Origin of the sequence: Dyella silvatica (assembly GCF_026283955.1) — a bacterium.
Classification (GTDB): domain Bacteria; phylum Pseudomonadota; class Gammaproteobacteria; order Xanthomonadales; family Rhodanobacteraceae; genus Dyella_C; species Dyella_C silvatica.
Genome location: NZ_JAPDPE010000010.1, coordinates 50461 through 73559, shown reverse-complemented (window position 1 = coordinate 73559; position 23099 = coordinate 50461). Strand labels below are relative to the sequence as shown.

Below are 23099 nucleotides of genomic sequence, written 5' to 3'. Positions count from 1 at the left end.
ATTGTTCGGCAAACTTGGCGTGGCGGGTATCAATTCCAACCTCGCCACCTTCATCCGCACCATCGTGATCTTGCTCGTCACCGCAGGCATCCTCAGCCTGCGGCACGAGTGGAGCAAGCCCAGCGGCCTGCCGCTCAACAGCTGGGTGTTTCTGGTGTTGTCGGGGATCGCCACCGGGCTTTCGTGGCTTTGCTACTACCGTGCGCTGCAACTGGGCCCGGTCAGTAAGGTGGCGCCGATCGACAAATTCAGTGTCGCACTCGCCATCGTGTTCGGATTGGTGTTTCTGGGCGAACAGCTGAGCTGGTCGCTGGCCATCGGTGGCGCGCTGATTCTCGCCGGGGCCATTGTCATCGCGGTATTCTGAAGTCGTCGGGTTCAGCGCTATAGCGGGCGATGGCGCCGGTCACGATGTTCGCTATGTGCGTTTTCGTGATCCGGCGCCTTTACTTTAACGTAGTGTTTATCCGATCAGGCTTGCTGATAGGAGCTGGCTTGCAGAAGGGAGTGAATACGTCCGGCTTTCTTGGGAATGATCTCGGCCAGATCCTTGAGGATCGGCTCGAAAATACTCACCCGCAGCCACATGAAATTCTCTTCCAGTGCGATGGTGTTGCCTGAGTTCTTGCCAAAGCCCATCGTCTGGTTATTTCTGATCACAATGATCGGTGGGCCATTATGTTTAGGCCAGGTAACCACGCCTGCAATAGATGTGGATGCATTGGATGTTGAGCGGGCGAACTGCAGCCAGTAATGGCTGACATCTTCCGCAAATGTCTGGTCTTGTTCCGAAAAATAGGCATTCGTGGGTGGGGCGATGCTGCCGGTGTCGAGTACATAAGGGACTTCGTCGCCATGGCGCGCGCCATTGGGGTAATCAGCGCGGATTTTCTCTGCCACATAATCGAAGTAATAGCGCCAGCTGGGCGCCCCGGCCAGGCGATGCTTCTCCGCGATCAGGTATGACATGGTGGTGAATAACAGATCGCGTCCGACCTGGCGGCCTAGCTCATCATCGTCGAGGCCTGGATAAAGCAGTTTGACGGCCTCGTATTGCCCGGCCTTGCGCAAGGCATCGATCACATCCTCGGGACCAAAGCCGAAGTCTGTCAATACGCTTGAGTCATCGCTGGTATTGCCGATGATCAGCGGCAGGCTGGCTTGTCCGCTCTGTTCGAAAACATCAAGAATCGGCAAGGGCAATACGCTGTCGCCACTGATCGGAACCGGCCCGCCAAACCGCGCTTCCTTGGCGTCGATTTTCCAGAAGTCGTCCGCATCCAGGCCACGTAGCTCGGCCGCGATGTCGGTGGGATTTGTTCCGCGCACGTTGTAGTAAGCGGCAAAGGCCTCGCCTCGTTCAAGCGCATCCTGCCGGGTGGCGTCGGGCAATCCGTACACGCTTTGCGCTATGCCTTTGTGGAACAGCCCCTTCGCCCCTGGCGAAGCGAACAGCGACAATACGCTGCGGCCACCTGCCGACTGCCCGAAGATGGTCACATTGCCCGGGTCGCCGCCAAAGCTCGCGATATTGCGTTGCACCCACTCCAGCGCGGCGATCTGATCCAGTAGTGCGAAGTTATTCACCACTTCGCCGGGCGGATACTCCTGATCCAGCGCGGGGTGCGCAAAAAAGCCCAGATGCCCAAGGCGATAGTTGATGCTGACCACCACCGCCGCGCGCTTGGCCAGCGGTGTTCCGATATATATCGGCAGGCCGCCCGAGCCGATCACATAGCCACCGCCGTGAATCCACACCATGACCGGCAGTAGTGCGGTTTTGGTATCGATCTGAGGTGTCCATACATTCAAGTACAGGCAGTCTTCGTGCAGCGGCCTGGGGTCGCCGCCGCCGATCTCCTCGCACAGCTCCCAATCTTGAAGGCTGGAGTTGCCGTTTTCTTTTGCTACGAGCGGCTTGCTCCAATGTTGTACCGGTTGCGGTGGGCGCCAACGCAGCGTGTCGAGCGGCGCGGCCGCGTAGGGAATGCCCTTGAATACGAAAATATTGTCATCGACGGAGCCCAGAATGGGCCCTTCCTTGGTGGTGACCTGCGGTTCGTTGTTGTTTGACATCGACCTATGCTCCTTAGCGTTGTCAGATACATGGGATTTGATTTGCCTCGTGTCATTTTTGGTATTTTTGCCAAGGCGTAATTTATCGATGAAGTGAGGTATCTGAAGGATTTCGTATGCTATGTCGACGTGGATGTTTAAAAGGGCACGATTAAGCCGCCGTAAGTAAAGACGGCCTTATGTTGCGTGGTTGCATGTAAATGACTGCGGTGAAATGCGTTGCGGCTATTATTTTGATTTGCCGCGTTGATATGCCGTGAAGCTTGAGTCAATGCGACTATGCATTACTCCATGGCGTTGGTTTCGGCAGTGGATGTAATCGCCGATATAATCGTATTCATTCCATGGTTTATGCCATGTGATGAATGCTGCGAGTCAGCCGGATCCAGCTCTGCTCTCTTCGGTTGATGCGTCTGTCGATTCACTGATGGAGCGGGGCCGATGTATTTCGGGGCTGCGTTTTCTTTGCGGTGGTCTGTAACCTGGCACTCGTGCTTATGTCAGCGTGGTTTCAGGCGATTGAGCTGGTTTTGCGATAACCCGCTGGCGGTTTCACGAATTTGCGCCCAGACCAGCTCGGCCACCGGCGATAACGAGCGATGACGTCGGCGGATAAGCGTAATGGCACGTTTTACCGTGGGTGTCAGCGGACGCACGGTCAACTGCTCGGAGATCGGCAGCGCCAGGCCCGGCGTCACAGTGATACCCAGGCCGGCTTCGACCATGCGAAAGGCGGTGTGGGTATGGCCGGCCTGCTGTACCACGTTGGCATCGACGCCTTGAGCCGCTAGTTGCTGATCGATCAGCCGGCGACTGCCCGAGGAGTAGTCGAGCAGCACCAGTTTTTCTTGCTGCAGTTTTTTCCATGGCACGCTGGCAAAGCGTGTCAGCGGGTGATCGTTGCGGCAAACCAGCACGAACGGGTCGTGCAGGATGGTTTCGCTGTCGAAAGCCTCGGTATCGGGCGGCTCGATCGCCAGGCCGAAATCCACTTCGCCACCGCGCACGCTGTCCAGTACCAAGGTTTGTGACTGGTCATGCAGCAAGACGGTCAGCTCGGGATAGCTGCGGGTACAGGCGGCAATACATGCTGGCATCAGCTCGGCGGAAAGCGTGGGCACCGCCGCCACGCGTACCTTGCCATGACGCCGCTCACTCTCGGAGTGGACATGCGCAAGCACGCCCTCCAGCTCATCCAGCACTCGTTCTATCGCGCTTTGCAGGTAACGGCCTGCTTCGGTAGGGACTACTTCACGGGTGTTCCGGTCGAACAGACGAATATTGAGTTCGGCCTCAAGGTCGGCGATATGCCGGCTGATGGCCGGCTGGGTCAGGTGCAGGCTTTCGGCGGCACGGCGAAAATGCCGCTGTTTGGCGACGGCGAGAAAGGCACGCAGCTGGCGCAGGCTGATATTCATACCGATATGGTATCAATAGATAAGATAAAGCGATTTGATTTATCAATGATGACGCGCTGCAATAGCCGCATCTTCTCCTGAGTTGCCGCTGGCCATGTTTCTGCGCCGCTTTCTCCCTGATGGTTTTACCTGTGCGTTGCTGACGACGGTAGCGCTCGCCAGCATCCTGCCGTGCCGCGGCAGTGCGGCACAGTTATTCAATCTGCTGACCGATGCGGCGATTGCCCTGCTGTTCTTCTTGCACGGGGCCAAGTTGTCGCGCGAAGCGGTGGTGGCCGGGATGACGCAGTGGCGGCTGCACCTGACCGTGCTCGCCAGCACCTTCGTGCTGTTCCCTTTGTTAGGTCTGCTGCTGAAGCCGGTACTGTCACCGCTGGTGACACCTGACTTGTACCTGGGCGTGCTGTTCCTGTGCACGCTGCCCTCCACGGTGCAGTCATCGATTGCCTTTACCTCGATGGCGCGCGGCAATATCCCGGCCGCGATCTGCGCTGCTTCCGCTTCCAGCATGCTGGGCATCTTCATTACGCCGCTGCTGGTCGGGTTCATGCTGGAATCGCACGGGCAGGGCGGTATGTCGTGGGATGCGATCGGCAAAATCGTGTTGCAGTTGCTGGTGCCGTTCGTGGCGGGTCAGGTCATGCAGCGCTGGATCGGCAGCTGGGTCGAGCGTCATCGCGGCCTGCTGCGTTATGTGGATCAGGGCTCGATTCTGCTGGTGGTCTATACCGCTTTCAGTACGGCGGTGTTGCAAGGGCTTTGGAAGCAGATGCCGGTGCCGGTGTTGATCGGTCTGCTGGTGGTCAATGTGGTGTTGTTGACCTTGGCGCTGCTGGCGACTCGTTATGGCTCGCGTGCGCTTGGCTTTGATCGGGATGATGAGATCACGATTGTGTTTTGTGGCTCGAAGAAAAGTCTGGCTAGCGGGGTGCCGATGGCCAAGGTGCTGTTTGCGGGGCATCCGTTGGGGGCGATCGTGCTGCCGATCATGTTGTTTCATCAGATCCAGCTGATGACGTGTGCGGTATTGGCGCGGCGCTATGCGCAACGCGGAGAGCTTAGAGCGACGAAGGTCGCGCCTGCGGACGCTGGCGATTGAGGTACCGGTGTTGCTTCGGAAGAGATAAGCGCTTCAGGAGCAGGGTTGTTCCAGCGTGATCGGTGTGTAGGCGCTGCCATCGGGCCAGCTGCCGAGATAGAGCTGGGTCGGTGTGCCATGGCCGAACACGGTGTCGGGCAGTTGCTTGTCGCGCAGGCCGTCGATCATCGCATCGAGCACTTTCCAATAGCCGTAGAAATCCAGCTGATTGAGCGAGCCGGAGGCTTCAAAGCCATGGCGGCCAGCGATATGGGTAGGGATGCTGTGATTGGGTGGGTTGCCGCCTGCCACGCGCTTGGTCAGGGGGAAGTCGTAGCGGCTGTCCGGCGCACCGGGCGAGCCGTGACCGGCGAGTACCTTCGTGCCGTTGTTCTCATCGCTGGAGAACACCATCAGCACGCGGCGATCCGCGCGAATGCCGCAAAGGCGTGCGGCCAGGCTGCGGCCGGTGGGTAATCCGATCGATGTATCGGCGCTGCCGGCGATGATGGCGACCGGCAGATCGGCGGGAAGTTTTTCGACCGGGCCAATGATGCTGCGGCCTTGCTCGCCGTGAACCACGTGATAAGCATCGCCCGGGGCACTCAGCACCAGCGCAGTGGGCGCGGGCAGCTGATAACGCTTGGGGTCCAGTGCAAGGTTGAGCGAGATCGCGGCACCCATGGAATAGCCGTAGTACAGCACGCGTTGCGGATCTGGCGTGAGCTGACGCTGCTCGGCCAAGGCCGCCAGCGCGCGTCGGTCGGCCTGGGCTGCTGCCTGCGTGACGATTTGCGGCGAGGTTTGCGCGGATTCCTGGTAAACCGGATAAATCACCACCTGGCCGCTGCGGGCGAGATGGTCGATCAAGCCGCCGAAGTTTTTCGGGTTCATGCCCTGCCAGCCGTGATGCAGAAACACCATCGGCACCTTGCCGTGCAAAGCGGGCTCTACTGGAACGAATACGTAAACACGCTGCGCACCATCGCCCAGCGTGATGACGTCGACGGCGGCATGCGTGTGGCGTTGCTCCAGTGCTTGCGGGCCGAATTGCGCTTCCAGCTCATCGCGCGATTGCGCCAGCGCCGGCATGCCGGCCTGCAACAACATCAGCGCCAGTGCGGCGGCGGCACGGCGGCAGGATAAGGTCGTGCGTGCATTCATCAGGGCGAGGCTACCGAGGTGGTGGGGCGGCGGATATCGGCAGAGGAGGGTTCGGCCGATGACTCCAGCCAATGTAGCAATGCCGGAGTCAGCAAGGCGGCGCCTTGATCGGAGAGGTGGATGCCATCGGGCTGGCGGATGCGCGTGACACTGCCATTCTGCGCTTGCGCAAACTCGCGAAACTGACCGGCAGGGTCGCCGACATACGGGGTGATATTCCACCAGTAAGCATGCGGGTTCTGGCTGACTACGTGATAGGCGATGCGATTGATCTCAAGCATGCGCTCGTTATGTTTGGCATTGCGCATCGGCGGCATGCTGGCCCAGATCACCTGGGCGCCATCGCGGGTGAGCATGTCCAGAAAATGCTTGAGGCGGCTTTCATACACGGCAATCCATTCGTCGGTGCCGAAGGCCAGCACCTTGCCATCGACCACGAAACCCTGGCCGTCGTTCGCGCCGATGGCCACGATGACCGCCTCGGGCTGCTCTCCATTCAACATGGTGGGGTATTCGTGCATCCAGTCGAATACTTCCGGCCGGCTCAAGCCGGTGCCGGAGCGAAAGGCGCGCAACGGCTTCAATTCGCTATGACCGGCCATGCCGCGCAGCAAGTCGGCGCTCAGGCCCACCGTCATCATCGAATCGCCGACCAGGGCGATAACCCGCGGCCCCGCCGAGCGTTTTGCCGGCAACGGCGGCAACTCCGTCGACAAGGGCAGGATGATGGTGGACAGTGTCGAGACGTCGATGCTGCTGCTTGTTGCCGCTGCGCTGGCTTGGGCTGATGCGGGCGCAGCGGGGGTGGCGATGAACGGTGTCGAGAACGTGGCGGCGGCCGGCGCGATGGACGTCCATAAGTTGGCGCTGATCGGTGCCGGACAAATCGGTGCCGTCACGGCCGCTGCCGCCACGGCGGGTGCTGCTGGTGCCGGCGGGATGTCGTGACGCAGCTTTTCGAGATTCGCCAGCGCGCCTTGGCGCAGCCGGTCGATACCCAACGGCGCTATCGCCGTATGCAAGGCGTCGGCAGCGGGCAGGCTAAGGTTGCGCCAGGGGCCGATGTCCAGCCGTTGCGCCCATACTCGCAAACCGCCGGATTCCAACAGGGCGGTAAGGATGGCGAAGACCAGTAGCAACCAGGCCAGGCTGCGGGACGAGTCGGTCAGGTTCAATCGCTGCTCAGTCATGGAACAGGCTCTTAAAACTGGAAGTAGATAAATGGCGCGACCCCACTGGGGCCGAGCAACTCGATGGCAAACAATGAAACCGCCAGGGCGGCGCCACGCAGGGGCGCGGACCAGCGTGACAACTCGTTCTCCAGCGCGTCATGCCAGCGCGGCGGCAGGTACTGTCCGGCCAGGCCGAGCAAGAGCAGGGCGACCACGCTGCTGCCGGCAAGGGTCAGTGGGCCGCTTACCGCGAGGCGCGCGAACACGTCCAGCGCTTGTTGCATCGATGGCGCACGAAAGAACACCCAGGCCGCGCACACCGCATGAAACATCAGCAGGCGGGCGATCCAGCGCCATGCGTTGGAGGTGCGCAGTCGCGTCAGCCCAGGTACGGCCGTCCATAGGCGATGGACGATGAGATACATGCCGTGCAGGCCACCCCAGATGACAAAGGTCCACGATGCGCCGTGCCAGAGGCCGCCGAGCAACATGGTGATCATCAAATTGCGTGCGGTAAACCAGCGGCCGCCGTGCGAGCCACCGAGCGGAATATACAAATAATCGCGCAGCCAACTGGACAGCGAGATATGCCAGCGACGCCAGAAATCCTGCGGGTCGGTGGCGGTGTAAGGCCGATTGAAATTGTCCGGAAAACGATAGCCGAGCAGCAGCGCGCAGCCGATCGCGATATCGGTATAGCCGGAGAAATCGCAATAAATCTGCACCGCGTAGCCATACACGGCCAGCAGCATATCCGGGCCGGCCAGCGCTTGCGGTGCGGCAAAGGCCGGATCGACCAGGGCGGTTGCCAGTTGATTGGAGATGATGACCTTTTTGATCAGGCCGATCACGATCAGCATCAGCCCACGGTTGACGAAGATCGCCTGCGGGTCGGGGGATTTCGCCAGCTGCGGGATGAAATCCGAGGCGCGCAAGATCGGGCCGGCGATCAGCTGCGGGAAAAACGCCACGTAAAGCAGCGCATCCGGTATGCGCACCGGCTCTTTCAGCTTCTGCCGATAAACATCGCCGAGCAACGAAATGGCGTGGAAGACAAAGAACGAAATGCCCAGCGGCAGCAGCGGGCTTTCCAGTTGAAGTGCGGGCGGGGTGCCGACCTGGCGCCATAGATCCAGCAGGTTTTGCAGCACAAAGCCGGTGTACTTGTAGTAGACCAACACTGCCAGGCAGACGATGACACCGCCGACCAGCCATGCCTTGCGCACGCTGGCCCGGGTGCTGCGCTGACTGCGCTGCGCTACCAGTGCGGCGAACAGCGACAGGCCGAACAGCAGGGGCACATAAGCCCAGTTCCAAAAGCCATAGAACACATAGCTGACGAGTAACAGAAACCCGTTATGCCAGGCCAGCCGGCGCGCCAGCGGCCATGCCACGCCTAGCGTCAGCAGGAAAAATAATCCGAATTCGACGGTAGGAAACAGCATACGGGCTCCCCTAAAGCCTGTTCGCGCGGCTGCTATGGCACCATGCGCAGAGCTGCACATGGCGGGCAAAGAGGCGGTGCCGCATCGGTTGCGTTGCTGAATTAGATGTCCGTTTCACCTAGAGCGGCTTCCTTGCCTGAGTTTTTTGTAGCTCCCCTCCCGCGCATCGATGTCGTGGCGCAGGCGAGCGCATCTTACCTAGAAAATCTGGCGAGATTGGGACAAGGCGCTGTCGCAGGCATGGCCTGTGCGCGATGGTTCTATCGATCGGGGCTGGCGGGTATCCCCGCTGGCGCCCGCCCGCTCCCTGCCGAGAGCGGGCCAGGCTTGGGCGAGATCAGTGACGGAAGTGGCGCACGCCGGTGAAGACCATCGCCATATCGTGCTCGTCGGCCGCGCCGATCACTTCGTTGTCGCGCATCGAGCCGCCGGGTTGAATCACCGCGCGAATACCTGCCGCTGCCGCCGCGTCGATGCCGTCACGGAAGGGGAAGAACGCATCCGAGGCCATGGCGCTGCCCGGCACCGTCAGTTTTGCTTCCTCGGCTTTCAGCCCAGCGATTTTTGCGCTGACCACACGGCTCATCTGGCCGGCGCCGACCCCGATGGTACGGCCGTCTTTGGCGTAGACGATGGCATTGGACTTGACGAACTTGGCGACCTGCCAGGCGAAGAACAAATCGTTCAATTCCGCCGCGGTGGGCTGGCGCTTGCTGACTACTTTCAATTCACCGCGCTCGACCATGCGCAGGTCGGCGGTCTGGATCAGCAGGCCGGAGCCGACGCGCTTGGTGTCATGGCTGTTGTGGCCGTCGCCGAGCGGAATTTCCAAGACCCGCACATTGGCCTTGGCGGCAGCGGCGTCGATCGCGCCTTGCTCCACCGCCGGCGCGATCAGCACCTCGACGAACTGGCGCTTGAGAATCACCTGGGCGGTGGCGGCATCCAGCGGGCGGTTAAAGGCGATGATGCCGCCGAAGGCCGAGGTCGGGTCGGTGGCGTAGGCCAGCTCGTAAGCGGCCAGCGGGTCGGCCGCTACCGCCACGCCGCAAGGGTTGGCATGCTTGACGATGACGCAGGCCGGCAGATCGAACTGGCGGACACATTCCCAGGCGGCATCGGCATCGGCGATGTTGTTGTACGACAGCTCCTTGCCCTGCAACTGACGAAAGGTCGCCAGGGTGCCCGCGGCCGGAGCGAGGTCGCGATAAAACGCGCCTTGTTGGTGCGGGTTCTCGCCGTAGCGCAGATCCATCACTTTCACAAAACGGCTGTTGACCTGCTGCGGAAATACGGCGCGGCCGGCGATGGCGTCGTGGCCTTCGTTGAGTTGCAGGCCGGACAGGTAGTCGCTGATGGCGCCGTCGTAATTGGAGACACGGTTGAAGGCGGCTACCGCCAGCTTGAAACGCGTGGCCCGGCTCAGGCCGCCTTGCTGTTCGATCTCGGTCAAGGCTTCGGCGTATTGATCGGGTGAGGTGAGTACGCCGACATCGTTCCAGTTTTTCGCGGCGGAACGCAGCATCGCCGGGCCGCCGATATCGATATTCTCGATGGCTTCTTCCAGCGTGCAGTCGGCCTTGGCGACGGTGGCTTCGAACGGATACAGGTTCAACACCAGCAGGTCGATCGGGGCGATATCCAGCTGCGCCATCACCGCGGCATCGGTGCCGCGCCGGCCAAGCAGGCCGCCATGTACTTTCGGGTGCAGGGTCTTGACGCGGCCATCCATGATTTCGGGAAAGCCGGTGACGTCGCTGACGTCTTTCACCGCAATGCCGGCGTCGCGCAAGGCTTTGGCGCTGCCGCCGGTGGATAGCAGCTCGATACCCGCAGCTGTCAGCCGCTGACCCAGTTCAATCAATCCAGTCTTGTCCGAGACGCTCAACAAGGCGCGGCGGACAGGCGTGACAGCAGGTGCGGACATGACGGCTTCCAGAACGGTAAAGCCGGGCATTATAGCTTTCAGTTGGAGCAGGGAACGGGAAATGGGAAACAGGGTATACGCAGAGGCGCTGCAGGGCCTGGCATGGCCAGGGCTATCCAGACCGAAAGAGCATGACAAAGACGGCTGGCGGCTGATGCTTTTGCCGTTCCCCGTTCCCCGTTTACAGCAACCCGTGCTGCGCCAGCTTCTTGCGCAAGGTGGCACGGTTGATGCCAAGCACCGCCGCGGCGCGGCTCTGGTTGCCGTCATGAAACGCCAGCACCTCGCGCAGCAAGGGGCCTTCGACTTCGCGGATCACCAATGCATGCAGACCTTCGTCACACTCGGTGTCGCCGATATCGGCGAGGTAACGGCGGACGGTGCGGCTGACGCATTCGCTCAGTGCGCTCTGCGACGAGGACTCTTTTACAGCCTCGGTGGCAGGCAGTCTCACGGCGTTCACAGGCAATCCCTCTCACTACAGACGTAGCAACTACATAGGTCGCTACATGGGTTATGGCAGATACCGCGGGCGGCGGCTCGCATGGAACGCCGGGTGCAGCATAAGACGAAGGGGTCGAGTTTACCCGCGCCTACCAAGAAATTTAAGTGGCTTGACTATTGGCTACTTAGCTTTTTTTGAAACTCGAACTATCTGAGAGCCTGTACAAAGTCTCCCGGCGCGAGCCAGGGAGTGGCGTTGAACAGGCTCTTGGGCACATTTCCGGGCTTATTCAAAACCGAATTCGAAGGCGACCGCCTTGTCGCCGGGGTCTTCGACTTCAAACACCAGCGCGGTGCTGCCACCTGCCGGCAGGCCACGTTGTTGGGTGAGGCTGTCACCGAGATACTCCGAAGGATGTAGCCGGCGCATGGCGATACGTTTGCCATCCACGTCCGACAAGGTGATGGTCACCATCGGATAAGGTTGGGCAAAGGCTGCGTCGTTGCGCACCGTGGCGCTGATCAGCAGGGCATGCGGCACCGATGGGTGCGCCTGCACATCGCGCGCCAGCAAGCGCAACTGTTTCACATCCTGCACCAGCGGCAGCTGGCAGCCGAGGCTACTGCATGCCTGCTGTAGCCAGCCGCCTACCGTGGGGTCGGTGATCAGCAGGTCGCGCTTGGCCCAGCCAACTTGCAAAGCCAATGCCAAGAGCAGCGTGATGCTCGCGATAACCCACGGCCAACGACGGCTTGTCGGTTTGCGCTTCGCGCGGGCAAAGCGCGGCGAGAACGACAGCTGCGAAAAATCTTCGGCGGCGGGGCGAGGGTCTTCGGCGACCACCGGCGGCTCCGGCGCGGGGCGGTAAACCGCCAACTCCACCAGTGGCGGCTGCCCCGATGCGGTGCGTAGCGGCAATTGCTGAAACGGCTCCGGTGGCAGCTGACTGGTCAGGCTGGTCAGTGCATCGAACTGGCCATGGCAATGTCCGCACACGACATGCCCGCGCGCCTGCGCAAGTGTTGCCGCATCCAGCGAGAACACGGTGAGGCATTCGGGGCATTGGGAATACATGGTGCGAAGCGTGAACAGTAACGCCTTAAGAGTAAAGAGGAAGCTGTCACGCGCAGGTGTATTCGCCGGGCGTGATCAGCGCGCCGCGCTATCGGCACCTGCTGCCGACTGCGTGAATTTACTTGCGCTTGCCGCTGATGCGCACCCAGTCTTCCCGCGTATCCACGCGCAACTCGTCGAACCATTCGCCGTAGCGTTGCAGCAGTTCGTCTTGTTGACCTTGCAGGATGCCGGAGATCGCGAACGGTGCGCCGGCTTGTGCCGCAGCGGCGAAGGTCGGCGCGAGTTCGCCGAGTGGGCCGGCGAGAATATTGGCGATGAAGACTTCGGCCGGCTCGGCTTCGTGATCTTCCGGCAGGAACAGCGAGAGCCGGTCGGCGACACCGTTGCGTTCGGCATTGTCCGCCGAGGCGGTGAGCGCCTGCGGGTCGTTATCGACGCCGACGGCCTGGGCTGCGCCGAGCTTGAGTGCGGCAATGGCGAGAATGCCCGAGCCGCAGCCGTAATCGATCAGCGTTTTGCCGTGTAGATCCAGCCCGTCCAGCCATTCCAGGCACAGCGCGGTGGTTGGGTGCGTGCCGCTGCCAAAGGCCAGGCCCGGATCGAGTCGGACGATGACCGTATCGTCATCGGCGGGCGGTTCGATATTCCATGGATAGATCCACAAGCGCTTGCCGAACGGCATCGGCTTGAACTGATCCATCCACGCGCGCTCCCAGTCTTCGTCGGCGACGTCGCGGAACAGGATCTGATCCGGTTCCAGCCATGGCAGCAGTTCGTTCAACGCCTCGCTTAGGCCGCGGCGATCACAGTCGGCCTCGAACAAGGCTTGCAGGGTGATGGTCGGCCATAGCGGCAGCTCGCCCACGCCAGGCTCGAAAATGGCCTGCTCGTCAGGGGTCTCCGCATCGGCGTCCTGCAGCGTGATCGACAGCGCGCTCAGGTCGTCCAGGGCTTCTTCCACGCGCGGCTGTTGCTCGGCACGGACGGTGAGTGAGAGTTCAAGCCAGGGCATGGGCGAAGGGTCCGACGGAAAGCAGGCATTGTCACCGATTGACGGGGAGTGATGCGAATCGCCGCATCGTCACGCTGCGTGGGTGCGGTTGCCCTCGGCCTGCCAGGGCAGGGCGTGATAGATGGTTTGCTGCAAGGGCAGCGACAAGGCAGCGAAGGCTTGTTGAATTTGCCTGCAACGCGGTGTATCGACCCGTTCGCCCAGCACCAGCGGAAGCGCGCGGCAACGCGCCAGCGCTGCGGCCACAGAGATGTCGAGCAGGTGGGCGGTGGCGCGGGCGGCATCGCCGACGCGTTCGGCCGGGCACGCGGCCAGTTGCAGGTCGTATTCGGTGGCGAGATGGCGGGCGATGCCGGGCAGTGCGGGGACGTCGCCCGTGCCGCTGTGGACATCGCCGAGATCGAGAAACGCATCGCGGCGAACGTAATGATCGAGCGCGGCGGCGTAGTCGTCGAGTTCCGATAGCGGCTTTTGTTGCTTTTGCACGATCAGCGCATCGGCGAAGGTGGCCGCTTCGAGGTAATGATGCAGGCCTCGCTCGGCGGCAAACGGCGGCAAGGCTTCGCCGCTTTCGTCGATCAGCAGGTCTTCTTCGTCCTCGGCGCTGGACAGATAAAAGCGCTGGTGGATCAGGGTATCGCCGTTGCTGGCGTAGACCCAGGCATAGCGGTCCCATACATCGCCGTCGTCGCAGCTGGCGACGATGGCCTCGATGGTTTCCCGCAAGGTGAGCAGGACTGGTGAGTCAGGGGCAGGCATGATCATCGCAGTGCTTCCTTGCGAAGCAAGTTGCCTTTCTATGGCGTGGAAACAGGCTGGGCAACGCTCCGCGTTGCCCAGCCTACTCGGTCTTTTCAATTCAGGCGGTGCGTATTTTCAACACATCGCTCAACCCATTGCGATTACCCGGCGGGGTGTTGGTCTTTCTGTTCGGCCCTGCGCTTTTCCAAGTAATGGATGTTCTGGCCACCCTGCTGGAATCCGACGTCCGCCATGATGCGCTGCTGCAGCGGAATATTGCATTTGACGCCTTCGATCACCGTCTCGGCCAGCGCCAGGCGCATACGCGCAATCGCCGTTTCGCGGTCGGGGCCGTGCACGATCAGCTTGCCGATCATCGAATCGTAGTTCGGCGGAATGCGATAGCCGTCGTACAAATGGGTGTCTACACGCACACCCGGGCCACCCGGCGCCTCGAAGCGTTTCACCGTGCCGGGGCTTGGCATGAAGGTGTCGGGATCTTCGGCATTGATGCGGCACTCGATAGCGTGACCGTGCAGCACGATGTCTTCTTGCTTGATCGAGAGTTTTTCGCCACCGGCGATCAGCAACTGCTCGCGCACCAGGTCAATACCGGTGATCAGCTCGGTCACCGGATGCTCCACCTGGATGCGGGTGTTCATTTCGATGAAGTAGAACTGGCCGTTCTCGAACAAGAACTCGAAGGTGCCGGCGCCGCGATAGCCGATACGCAGGCAGGCATCGACGCAGACCTTGCCGATTTGCGCGCGCAGCTCGGGCGTGATGCCCGGCGCCGGTGCTTCTTCGACCACTTTCTGGTGCCGGCGCTGCATCGAGCAGTCGCGCTCGCCGAGGTGAACGGCGCTGCCCTGGCCATCGGCCAATACCTGGATTTCCACATGGCGCGGATTCTCCAGAAACTTTTCCATGTACACCTGATCGTTGCCGAAGGCCGCCTTGGCCTCCTGCTTGGTCATGGTGATGGCATTGCCCAGATGGGCCTCGGTGCGCACCACGCGCATGCCGCGACCGCCGCCACCGCCCGAAGCCTTGATGATCACCGGATAGCCGATCTCGCGGGCGATGCGGATGTTTTCATCCACGTCCTCGCCTAGTGGGCCACCCGAGCCGGGCACGCAAGGCACGCCAGCGGCCTTCATCGCGCGAATCGCCTCGACCTTGTCGCCCATCAGGCGAATCACTTCGGCGGTGGGGCCGATGAAGATAAAGCCGGACTGTTCCACCTGCTCGGCGAAATCGGCGCGCTCGGAGAGAAAGCCGTAGCCCGGGTGGATCGCCTGGGCGTCAGTGATTTCCGCCGCGGCGATAATGCGCGGGATATTGAGATAGCTGTCGACGGAAGGGCCGGGGCCGATGCACACCGACTCGTCGGCCAGGCCGACATGCTTGAGGTTGCGGTCCACGGTGGAGTGCACGGCCACGGTCTTGATACCCAGACTGTGGCAGGCACGCAGCACGCGCAGGGCGATTTCGCCGCGATTGGCGATGACGACTTTTTCAAGCTTAGGCATGGTCTTGGGTCGGCTCAGGCAATCACGAACATGGGTTCGTCAAATTCCACCGGCTGGCCGTTTTCGACCAGGATGGCCTGCACAGTGCCGGCGACGTCGGCTTCGATCTGGTTGAACATTTTCATTGCTTCGATGATGCCCAGGGTCTCGCCGGCTTTGACCTGCTGGCCGATCTTGACGAAGGCGGCGGCGCCCGGGGTCGACGAGGCGTAGAAGGTGCCGACCATCGGTGCCTTCACCAGGTGGCCATCGGGCAGGGCCTTGGCCGCCGGGGTGGCCGGTTCGGCCGGTGCGGCAGCGACTGGAGCGGCGGCCACCGGAGCGGGTGCGGCGACCGGCGCGGGCGCCATGGCTGCGGTGCCCTTGGGTACGCGCGACAGGCGGACGACTTCCTCGCCCTCCTTGATCTCCAGTTCGGCGAGGTTGGATTCTTCGAGCAGGTCGATCAGTTTTTTGATCTTGCGCAGGTCCATTCGGTCAAACCTTCTATGTTTGTGGTTGCCGCCGTGGCGACGAGGGAGTGGAAAAAGTAGCCCGGGGTCAGCCGGGTTGAATACGAATCAGGGCGAGATGGGGGCTGGGCGACCCAGTCGGGCGATGGCCGCCTCCAGCGCCAGGCGGTAGCTGTCGGCACCAAAGCCGCAGATCACGCCGATCGCGATATCCGCCAGGTACGAGTGCTGGCGGAACGGTTCGCGCGCATGCACGTTGGACAGGTGCACTTCGATAAACGGGATGGCCACCCCGCTCAACGCGTCGCGCAGGGCGATGCTGGTATGGGTAAAGGCGCCGGGATTGAACAGGATGATCGCGGTCTGCTCGTCGCGCGCCTGATGAATGCGGCCAATCAGCTCGTGCTCGGCGTTGGACTGGAACCAGACCAGCTCATGGCCGGCGGCCTGGGTCTGCGCGGCCAGGGCGGCATTGATGTCGGCCAGGGTCTGGCGTCCATAGATATCCGGCTCGCGAACGCCCAGCAGGTTGAGATTGGGTCCGTGCAGGACCAGGATCTTTGCCACACCGCATCCCGTCAGCTTCCGGCAGATCCGGAACGGGCGGAGTGTGCGCGCACTCGGGGATGTTGTCTAGTTCGGCGCAGTTCGGCGCAGTTCGGCGGAGAAGTGTCATGACAACCGTGCGTCGCCGTATGTCCGACTGCTTCTGCGGGGTGATGGCCGCGGTAGCGCGAGGCCGCCGCGGCCAGACCTAAGGCTGCCCCGAGGAGGGCTTTAGCCACGTTTCCAGCTGCTGCGGCGTGAGCTTGCCGACGTGGCGCTCAAGCACCCGGCCATCGCCATCGAGCAGCACGCTATAAGGCAAAACCTCGGCGGCATCGCCGAAACGCAGCGAGGTGCTGGGGCTGTCCAGCCGCCCCAGCAACATCGGGTAAGGCACCGGATGGGCGGCCAGGAACTCGCGCACCGCCGCCGGCTTGTCCATCGCAATGCCGACGACGATCGTCCCCTGATCGCCGAACTTAGCCTGCATGCGCGCCAGCGCCGGCATTTCTTCCAGGCAGGGCAGGCACCAGCTGGCCCAGAAGTTAAGCAGTACGCGGCGCCCGCGGAAGTCGCCAAGCCGGTGTTCGCGGCCGTCGATGCCCGGCAGCGACAGCTCGGGGCCTAACTCACCGACGCCGCCGACCGCGGCCGGCACGCCGGCGGTTACTTTCGCTGTCTGCTGCTGATGTTGAAACCAGCCGCCTACGGCGGCGGCCAGTACCGCGAGCATCAGGATCGCCCAGTTGCTGCGGCTCATCGCTGCTTACCCGAGGCTGGTTGAAAGGAGCCTTTAGCGCTCTTTGTGCGTAAGCCGCCCGGGGTGGTGCTTGGTGTAAGCGTCACTGCGCCGCCTCGGTCAGGGCCTGCTCGACCAGCGACGAGGTCAGCACGGTGGATAGCTTGCGTCCCTCGCCGCCGTTTTTCGGAAACACCACATACAGCGGCACACCGGGCGAGTGGTACTGCTGCAGAAAGCTGGCAATGGTCGGGTTGACGTCGGTCCAGTCGCCTTTCATATAAACCGCACCGGTGCGCTTGAGCAGGGCACGGAAGGCATCGGTATCGAGCACGGCATGCTCATTCGCCTTGCAGGTAACACACCAGTCGGCGGTCATGTCGACCAACACCGGCGTACCCGCCTTGCGCAGTTCGGCCAGCTTCTCCGGCGAATACGCCACCACGCCATCCTCAGCGACCGCCACCGCGCTGGGCGGTGGCAAGCTGGCCACGTAGTACAGCGGCACCAGCGTCGCCAGGGCCAGCACAGCAACCCATGCCCGGCTCAGCGCACCGCGCGAGCGGCTGCGCTCGAGCCACCACAGTGTCATCGCCAACAACACCGCCGAGACCAAGACCAGCCCCACCGCATCGGCACCGCGCTGCTTGGCCAATACCCACACCAGCCAGGCCGCGGTCAGATACATCGGGAAGGCCAGCACTTGCTTCAGCGTTTCCATCCAACGGCCAGGACGCGGCAGCAGGCGGGCCAGGGCCGGCACCGCGGCAATCGCCAGAATCGGCAGCGCCAAGCCCAGACCCAGCGTCATAAAGATCAGCAAGCTTTGCAGCAGCGGCGCGCTCAGCGCATAGGCCATCGGCGGACCCATGAACGGACCCGTGCATGGCGTGGCGACCAGCACCGCCAGCACGCCGGTAAAGAAATCGCCGCTGGGGCCTTTGCGTGCCGCCAGCGATTGACCGACGTTACCCAGCGAACCACCGAACTCCACCACGCCGGATAGCCACAGCCCCACGGCCAGCATCACGCAGACCAGCACCGCCACCATGGTCGGGTTTTGCAATTGCGCGCCCAGCCCTTTGCCGAACAAATGCGCAATCACCGCCAGCAGCGCAAAGCTGAGCAGCACGCCCGCGGTGTAGAACACCGCATGCCGGCGCAAGGCGCGAAGTTCGCTGGCGTTTTCCAGCACACCGATGACCTTCAGCGACAACACCGGCAACACGCAGGGCATCAGATTCAACAACAAGCCGCCCAATAGCGCACCGAGCACCAGCGCCAGGGTGAACTCGGTGGTGGCGGGGGCGGTTGCCGCGGCCTTGGCCAGTACCTCGGCCGGCGGCGCCTGCGGCGCGGTTTCCGCACTGACACCGGTAGCTGCCGCCCCGCTGCCGAGATCGATACTGACCGCGCGGGTCATCAGCGGATAGCACAGGCCGCCATCCTGGCAACCCTGAAAACTGGCTACGAGCTGCAGTGATTTTTGCGCGGCGGCATCGCCTTCGATCGTCACCGGCAACTCGACCTGATCGAAGTACACGATAACATTGCCGAAATTCGCATCCTGATGCGCTACGCCACCTGCCGGCCAGGCGGGTTTGCCCAGCTGCAGCCCGGCCGCGTCTTTCAATTGCACGCGGGTCTGATCGCGATACAGGTAATAGCCCTTGGGCATGCTCCAGCGCAGCAGCAGCTGTTTCGGCGAACGCGCCAAGGCTTCGAAATGAAAAGCCTGCTCAGCCGGTAGCGGCGCGGCATCCATCCCCTGGCTGGCGCCGCCGGGTTTGCCGGCACCCAGTTGATTGAGCGCTGCGCCCAAGCTGCCCGCCGCTGCATCGGTCGCTGCCGTGTCAGCGCCAGGCAGCGGCAGATCCAGTTGTTCGGTATGCGGCGGATAGCAGATCTTGGGCTCGACCTCGTGGCAACCCTGGTACTGCACCGAAAGCTTTAGCCGCTGGGTGCCGGGGGCCACGCTGTAAGGCACGCTGGCGTCGACAGCGTCGTGATAAGTCTCGACATCGCCGAGGAATTCATCGTGATGTTTTTTGCCGTCCGGCAGCTGTGCGTCACCCAGGGTGATCCCTTCGCCAGGCTTGAATTTCATCCGGCCGCGATAGAGGTAGTAGTCCGGCGCAATCACCCAATGCAGCTTGACGACGCCCGGTGTACCGGCATCGGCACTGAGCTTGTAAGCCTCGGTGACCGGTAGTAGTCCATCCTCGGTATCCTGCGCCAGCGCAGATCCCGAGCAAAGCAGCCAGGCAAATAACAGCAGGCCGAGCAGGGCGGTGAATCGTGCGGCCATACGGCCGGGAAGGGTCGAGCGCATTGCAACTCCAGCTTCAGAGGGCCCGCGCCTGGACGCGGGTGAAAGGGGATTATGGCGCAGCTGGCCGGGTGAAGCCGGTTAGCCGTGTACTCAGGTCTCTTCGGTGGCTGGCTTGGCGACTGCGGCCAGGCGAAAACGGATCAATCCGGTAGTCAAGGCGGTGCCGAGCAAAATCACCGCACAGCCCACGGCCATCGCTGCGGTAAAGGCTTCGTCCAGAAACAGCCAGCCCCACAGCACGCCGAAGGCCGGGATCAGGTACAGCACGGTCATGGTCGGCGCTGTGCCGGCGCGGGCAATCAAGCGAAAGAACAACAAATAAGCCAGCGCGGTACAGGCCACCGCCAGCCCGGCCATAGCGAACCAGGCTTGCAGCCCCGGCGTCGTGGCCGGCCATAGCCAGATCGTGGACGGGGTCAGTAGCAGCGCCGCGGCGACCTGGCTGCCGGCGGTGGAGGTCATGACCGAGACATGGCGCAGATAACGATGGCTGTAATGCACCGAGAACGCATAGCACACGGTGGCGCCCACACAGGCGGCCATGGCCCAGCCGGCGGTGGCGCCGCCATGGCCGAAGCCGGCGGTATCGCCAACCAGCCACAGCACGCCGGCCAAGCCGATCAACAAACCCCAGATGCGCGGCGCATCGAGTTTTTCGCCCAGCCACAGCCAGCCTGAGGCGGCGACCAGCAGCGGGGTAATTGCATCGAAAATCGATGAAAGCCCGGCCGGCAGTATCTTTGCGGCGAACGAAAACAGCACATAGGGCAGGGCCGAATTGGTCAGGCCAAACAAGGCAATGGGCCGCCAGTGCGCGCGCAGTTCCGCCATGTGCTGGCGCGAGGCCAGCAATGGCAAGAAGCACAGCGCGGCGCCGATCGCCCGCATCCCCGCCAGCGCCATGGTGCCGAAGGCATCGGCGCCCATGCGCATAAACAAGAACGAGGCGCCCCACAGGGCTCCCAGCAACAGCAATACACCGACGTCAGAGCGTTTCATGAGAGGGCTCGGCAAGGGAGGTTTTCAGGCAATGGCTTTGGTTGCCGCTGCGGCGGCTGCGATCAACGCGTGGTGGTGGCGCTTTGTCCGAACAGCACCTTGCGCTCTTCGTCAGACATTGGCTTGCCCTGCGGCGCATACGGATTGGCTACACCTTTATAGGTGCGCTGCGTGGCCGGCCGTGCCGCCATGGCGTTGAACCAACGCTGCAGATGCGGAAACTCGGCCAGGTTTTGCCCGTGCTCCTTATGCGGCACCAGCCATGGATAGCAGGCGATGTCCGCGATAGAGAACTCCTCGACAATGAACTCGCGATCGGCCAGCCGCTGATTGAGCACGCCATAAAGACGACCCGTTTCTTTGCTATAGCGCTCGATCGCGTAAGGCACCTTCTCTGGCGCGAAGACATTGAAATGCCCGATCTGCCCGGCCATCGGGCCTAGTCCGGCCATTTGCCAGAACAGCCACTGCAGCACCTCGGCACGGCCGTGAATATCGGTAGGGATGAAGCGGCCGATCTTCTCGGCGAGGTAAAGCAGGATCGCCCCCGATTCGAACATGCTGACCGGCGCGCTGCCATCGGCGGGTGCGTGATCGACGATGGCCGGAATTTTGTTGTTCGGTGAAATGGCCAGAAACGATGGTTTGAACTGCTCGCCCTTGCCGATATTCACCGGTAGCAGCCGATACGGCAGGTCCGCCCCGGCCAGCGCGGCCTCCTCCATAAACAAGCGTGCCTTGAGGCCATTGGGGGTGGCGGCGTAATAAAGGTCGATCATGATCGGATGCTCCGGTAGGGCTTTGCACGTGGGACACAGATTAGGTGTAATTTTGGGCCCCCATAAGATCCACATATCGGACATTTAATGGATCCAATTTTCGGGTTCCCGATCGTCTTGCCGCCGCCCGGCACACGCGAACGGCTGCGCGCCTTGCATGGGCAATTGCACGCGGCGATTCTCGATGGCCGTTTGAAGCCAGGACTTCGTTTGCCGGCCACCCGTGAGCTGGCGGAAGCGCTGCAGATCTCGCGCAATACGGTGGTGGCGGCCTATGACTTGCTGCTCAGCGAAGGTTATGTGATCGCCCGGCGCGGGGCGGGGAACTATGTCGCCGATTTGCTGGCGCGCCATGGCCATGGCCGCGCGCTGAGCCGTCACGCCGACATGCAGCGCCGCCTGGCGCCTTACTGGCGCGAGTCCGCCGGGGCTCATTCGCTGGCGCGGCAGGTGTCGTCGCCGCAGGATTTCCGGCTGGGCATTCCGGATAACCGGCAGTTTCCGTTCGAGGTATGGCGGCGCTTGTCGGCGCGGGCATTGCGCGATTTGTCCAAGGCGGCGCCGGTGTATGGCCCGGCCGAAGGGCGCCCCGTGCTGCGAGAGGCCATCGCCCGACATGTCTCGTTTGCCCGCGCGGTGGCCTGCCAAGCCGACGATGTCATCGTCACCAGCGGTGCGCAGCAGGCCTTCGATTTGTTGGCGCGGGTACTGGTGACGCCAGGGCAAACCACCTTGGCGATGGAAGATCCGGGTTACCCGCCATTGCGTGCGGCGTTTACCGCGGCAGGCGCCAATGTCGTGGCGGTGCCGGTGGATGACGAAGGGCTGGTGGTCGAGCAACTGCCTGCTTCGACCCAGGTGATTTACGTCACCCCATCGCACCAGTTTCCACTCGGCATGCCGTTGTCGCCGCGTCGGCGCACTGCGTTATTGGCGTTTGCCCAAGCGCACAACGCGACCATTATCGAAGACGACTATGACGGTGAATTCCGTTATGGCGGGCGCCCGCTGGACGCGTTGCAAACGCTCGACCGACACGGTTCGGTTTGCTACGTCGGCACGTTTTCCAAATGTCTGTTCCCAACCTTGCGGTTGGGCTACGTGGTGGCGCCGCCGTGGCTGCATCCGGCGCTGGCCGAGGCCAAGCAACTAAGCGATTGGCATTGTGATGTGGTGGCGCAGGACACCTTGGCGGCGTTTATCGCGGAAGGTCATTTGGTTCGGCATGTCCGCAAGATGCATAAGGTTTATGCGCAGCGGCGGGCGGCGCTGCTGCATGCGCTGGCTAGCTATGGTGGCAGCGCGGTGCAGGTGTTGCCGTCGGATGCGGGCTTGCATTTGGCGGCGTTGTTGCCGAGCACGGTTGAGATTGATCGGATGATTGAGCGGGCTGCCGAGGAGGGGATTCAGCTGGAGGGGTTGGGCGGGTATGCGGTGGGCGCGTTGGTGCCGCATGGGTTGGCGTTTGGTTTTGGAACAGTGGATGTGCGGTATATCGATGAGGCGGTGCGGCGGGTGATGCTTTGGGTGGGTGAGTAGGTTTTGTGGAGTTTTCGTGAGCTGGTCGCCTGCGGCGTGTTTCGCCCTCCTGCCGGAGACCGAGTTACTTTCTCTTGCGTGGCCAAGAGAAAGTAACCAAAGAGAAGGCCATCCCCGCTTGTCGCCCTTCGGGTGCGTGAGGGTTGGCCGGGCTTTTCGACAGGGCTCCTGCCCTGGCGAAAAGGACTCGGCGTCCATGCCGAGTCCCCTGCGGGCCTGATCGTCCAGCCCTCACCGACGCACAGGGGCCCCTGACGTCAAGAGCAACGGCAACATCAAAGGCAAAGGCAAAGGCAAAGGCAAAGGCAAAGGCAAAGGCAAAGGCAAAGGCAAAGGCAAAGGCAAGGGCAAAGGCAAGGGCAAAGGCAAAGGCAAGGGCAACGGCAACGGCAACCGTATCGGTCGTGTGTGGTGTTCGCGTTGATCGTCGGCGCTCAGGCTTTTGCCCCTCCCCCTACGTGTAGGGGGAGGTTAGGAAGGGGGCTTTTCGATAGTCAGGAGTAGCGCCAGGGTGTCGGCTCCATGCCGAAGCGCTCAAAAAAACGCTCCTCAAGGTGGCTCCCTTAGATTTGCGCAAAGTGGTTCTTATCGGCGCGGGGCGATGTCGCCAGTATGGCGGCATCGTA

The 23099-nt window shown here is 62.2% G+C and carries 20 protein-coding genes; 3 read left to right on the top strand and 17 right to left on the bottom strand.

Going from position 1 to position 23099, the window contains the following annotated elements; all coding sequences use genetic code 11:
* Position 1 precedes the first annotated feature (1 nt).
* On the top strand, positions 2 to 367 hold the full coding sequence (locus OUZ52_RS03955) for an EamA family transporter (RefSeq protein ID WP_266157017.1): 366 nt from the start codon (positions 2 to 4) through the stop codon (positions 365 to 367).
* A gap of 104 nt (positions 368 to 471) precedes the next feature.
* Here OUZ52_RS03955 and OUZ52_RS03950 read toward each other — a convergent pair whose 3' ends face one another.
* Positions 472 to 2076 carry a carboxylesterase/lipase family protein gene (locus tag OUZ52_RS03950; RefSeq protein ID WP_266157016.1) on the bottom strand — a complete coding sequence of 535 codons (1605 nt, stop codon included), beginning with the start codon at positions 2074 to 2076 and terminating at the stop codon, positions 472 to 474.
* Positions 2077 to 2576: 500 nt separating this feature from the next.
* A complete protein-coding gene (locus tag OUZ52_RS03945) occupies positions 2577 to 3494 on the bottom strand; it encodes a LysR family transcriptional regulator (protein ID WP_266157014.1) in 918 nt (305 codons plus the stop codon).
* Positions 3495 to 3588: 94 nt separating this feature from the next.
* Here OUZ52_RS03945 and OUZ52_RS03940 point away from each other — a divergent pair, with 94 nt between their 5' ends.
* Complete coding sequence (locus OUZ52_RS03940) at positions 3589 to 4593, top strand: bile acid:sodium symporter family protein (protein ID WP_266157013.1); 1005 nt, start codon at positions 3589 to 3591, stop codon at positions 4591 to 4593.
* Between the two features lie 33 nt (positions 4594 to 4626).
* Here the strand turns inward: OUZ52_RS03940 and OUZ52_RS03935 are convergent, their stop codons facing one another.
* From OUZ52_RS03935 to OUZ52_RS03865, 15 genes are all read right to left on the bottom strand, one after another.
* Entirely contained in the window at positions 4627 to 5736 is a 1110-nt protein-coding gene (locus tag OUZ52_RS03935) for a dienelactone hydrolase family protein (RefSeq protein ID WP_266157012.1), read from the bottom strand.
* Positions 5736 to 6926: a DUF459 domain-containing protein gene (locus OUZ52_RS03930; RefSeq protein WP_266157011.1), complete on the bottom strand. Its 1191-nt coding sequence runs from the start codon at positions 6924 to 6926 to the stop codon at positions 5736 to 5738. Before OUZ52_RS03930 ends, OUZ52_RS03935 begins: the two co-directional genes overlap by 1 nt.
* A gap of 11 nt (positions 6927 to 6937) precedes the next feature.
* Positions 6938 to 8353 (bottom strand): MBOAT family O-acyltransferase, encoded by a 1416-nt coding sequence (locus OUZ52_RS03925; protein WP_266157010.1) that lies wholly within the window; start codon positions 8351 to 8353, stop codon positions 6938 to 6940.
* Positions 8354 to 8690: 337 nt separating this feature from the next.
* Entirely contained in the window at positions 8691 to 10280 is a 1590-nt protein-coding gene (purH, locus tag OUZ52_RS03920) for a bifunctional phosphoribosylaminoimidazolecarboxamide formyltransferase/IMP cyclohydrolase (RefSeq protein ID WP_266157009.1), read from the bottom strand.
* A gap of 181 nt (positions 10281 to 10461) precedes the next feature.
* The gene (locus OUZ52_RS03915) at positions 10462 to 10749 is read right to left on the bottom strand and encodes a helix-turn-helix domain-containing protein (protein WP_114845052.1); all 288 of its coding nucleotides are present in this window, start codon (positions 10747 to 10749) and stop codon (positions 10462 to 10464) included.
* A gap of 261 nt (positions 10750 to 11010) precedes the next feature.
* Positions 11011 to 11799 carry a zinc-ribbon and DUF3426 domain-containing protein gene (locus OUZ52_RS03910; RefSeq protein WP_266157008.1) on the bottom strand — a complete coding sequence of 263 codons (789 nt, stop codon included), beginning with the start codon at positions 11797 to 11799 and terminating at the stop codon, positions 11011 to 11013.
* A gap of 118 nt (positions 11800 to 11917) precedes the next feature.
* Positions 11918 to 12814 carry a 50S ribosomal protein L11 methyltransferase gene (gene prmA, locus OUZ52_RS03905; RefSeq protein ID WP_266157007.1) on the bottom strand — a complete coding sequence of 299 codons (897 nt, stop codon included), beginning with the start codon at positions 12812 to 12814 and terminating at the stop codon, positions 11918 to 11920.
* Between the two features lie 69 nt (positions 12815 to 12883).
* Positions 12884 to 13579: a DUF7716 domain-containing protein gene (locus OUZ52_RS03900; protein WP_266157006.1), complete on the bottom strand. Its 696-nt coding sequence runs from the start codon at positions 13577 to 13579 to the stop codon at positions 12884 to 12886.
* 137 nt (positions 13580 to 13716) lie between these two features.
* Positions 13717 to 15087, bottom strand: a complete 1371-nt coding sequence (gene accC, locus OUZ52_RS03895; protein ID WP_266157005.1) for an acetyl-CoA carboxylase biotin carboxylase subunit — start codon at positions 15085 to 15087, stop codon at positions 13717 to 13719.
* A 14-nt stretch (positions 15088 to 15101) separates the two neighbouring features.
* Positions 15102 to 15560, bottom strand: coding sequence for an acetyl-CoA carboxylase biotin carboxyl carrier protein (gene accB / locus OUZ52_RS03890; RefSeq protein WP_266157004.1), 459 nt, complete (start codon positions 15558 to 15560; stop codon positions 15102 to 15104).
* Positions 15561 to 15647: 87 nt separating this feature from the next.
* Positions 15648 to 16106 carry a type II 3-dehydroquinate dehydratase gene (gene aroQ, locus OUZ52_RS03885; protein ID WP_266157003.1) on the bottom strand — a complete coding sequence of 153 codons (459 nt, stop codon included), beginning with the start codon at positions 16104 to 16106 and terminating at the stop codon, positions 15648 to 15650.
* A 187-nt stretch (positions 16107 to 16293) separates the two neighbouring features.
* Positions 16294 to 16845, bottom strand: coding sequence for a TlpA family protein disulfide reductase (locus tag OUZ52_RS03880; RefSeq protein ID WP_266157002.1), 552 nt, complete (start codon positions 16843 to 16845; stop codon positions 16294 to 16296).
* A gap of 82 nt (positions 16846 to 16927) precedes the next feature.
* Positions 16928 to 19156 (bottom strand): protein-disulfide reductase DsbD family protein, encoded by a 2229-nt coding sequence (locus OUZ52_RS03875; RefSeq protein WP_266157001.1) that lies wholly within the window; start codon positions 19154 to 19156, stop codon positions 16928 to 16930.
* A gap of 90 nt (positions 19157 to 19246) precedes the next feature.
* On the bottom strand, positions 19247 to 20155 hold the full coding sequence (locus tag OUZ52_RS03870) for a DMT family transporter (protein ID WP_266157000.1): 909 nt from the start codon (positions 20153 to 20155) through the stop codon (positions 19247 to 19249).
* Between the two features lie 62 nt (positions 20156 to 20217).
* Positions 20218 to 20934: a glutathione binding-like protein gene (locus tag OUZ52_RS03865; protein ID WP_266156999.1), complete on the bottom strand. Its 717-nt coding sequence runs from the start codon at positions 20932 to 20934 to the stop codon at positions 20218 to 20220.
* 87 nt (positions 20935 to 21021) lie between these two features.
* On the opposite strand from OUZ52_RS03865, the gene pdxR reads away from it, so the two are divergent.
* Entirely contained in the window at positions 21022 to 22473 is a 1452-nt protein-coding gene (gene pdxR / locus OUZ52_RS03860) for a MocR-like pyridoxine biosynthesis transcription factor PdxR (RefSeq protein ID WP_266156998.1), read from the top strand.
* The last annotated feature ends 626 nt before the right edge of the window (positions 22474 to 23099 follow it).

What these genes read in the sequence shown, in the direction of transcription:
- OUZ52_RS03950 (WP_266157016.1), bottom strand. Translation starts at nt 2,076, where the DNA reads ATGTCAAACAACAACGAACCGCAGGTCACCACCAAGGAAGGGCCCATT.
- OUZ52_RS03945 (WP_266157014.1), bottom strand. Translation starts at nt 3,494, where the DNA reads ATGAATATCAGCCTGCGCCAGCTGCGTGCCTTTCTCGCCGTCGCCAAA.
- OUZ52_RS03940 (WP_266157013.1), top strand. Translation starts at nt 3,589, where the DNA reads ATGTTTCTGCGCCGCTTTCTCCCTGATGGTTTTACCTGTGCGTTGCTG.
- OUZ52_RS03935 (WP_266157012.1), bottom strand. Translation starts at nt 5,736, where the DNA reads ATGAATGCACGCACGACCTTATCCTGCCGCCGTGCCGCCGCCGCACTG.
- OUZ52_RS03930 (WP_266157011.1), bottom strand. Translation starts at nt 6,926, where the DNA reads ATGACTGAGCAGCGATTGAACCTGACCGACTCGTCCCGCAGCCTGGCC.
- OUZ52_RS03925 (WP_266157010.1), bottom strand. Translation starts at nt 8,353, where the DNA reads ATGCTGTTTCCTACCGTCGAATTCGGATTATTTTTCCTGCTGACGCTA.
- purH (WP_266157009.1), bottom strand. Translation starts at nt 10,280, where the DNA reads ATGTCCGCACCTGCTGTCACGCCTGTCCGCCGCGCCTTGTTGAGCGTC.
- OUZ52_RS03910 (WP_266157008.1), bottom strand. Translation starts at nt 11,799, where the DNA reads ATGTATTCCCAATGCCCCGAATGCCTCACCGTGTTCTCGCTGGATGCG.
- prmA (WP_266157007.1), bottom strand. Translation starts at nt 12,814, where the DNA reads ATGCCCTGGCTTGAACTCTCACTCACCGTCCGTGCCGAGCAACAGCCG.
- OUZ52_RS03900 (WP_266157006.1), bottom strand. Translation starts at nt 13,579, where the DNA reads ATGATCATGCCTGCCCCTGACTCACCAGTCCTGCTCACCTTGCGGGAA.
- accC (WP_266157005.1), bottom strand. Translation starts at nt 15,087, where the DNA reads ATGCCTAAGCTTGAAAAAGTCGTCATCGCCAATCGCGGCGAAATCGCC.
- accB (WP_266157004.1), bottom strand. Translation starts at nt 15,560, where the DNA reads ATGGACCTGCGCAAGATCAAAAAACTGATCGACCTGCTCGAAGAATCC.
- OUZ52_RS03880 (WP_266157002.1), bottom strand. Translation starts at nt 16,845, where the DNA reads ATGAGCCGCAGCAACTGGGCGATCCTGATGCTCGCGGTACTGGCCGCC.
- OUZ52_RS03875 (WP_266157001.1), bottom strand. Translation starts at nt 19,156, where the DNA reads ATGCGCTCGACCCTTCCCGGCCGTATGGCCGCACGATTCACCGCCCTG.
- OUZ52_RS03870 (WP_266157000.1), bottom strand. Translation starts at nt 20,155, where the DNA reads ATGAAACGCTCTGACGTCGGTGTATTGCTGTTGCTGGGAGCCCTGTGG.
- OUZ52_RS03865 (WP_266156999.1), bottom strand. Translation starts at nt 20,934, where the DNA reads ATGATCGACCTTTATTACGCCGCCACCCCCAATGGCCTCAAGGCACGC.
- pdxR (WP_266156998.1), top strand. Translation starts at nt 21,022, where the DNA reads ATGGATCCAATTTTCGGGTTCCCGATCGTCTTGCCGCCGCCCGGCACA.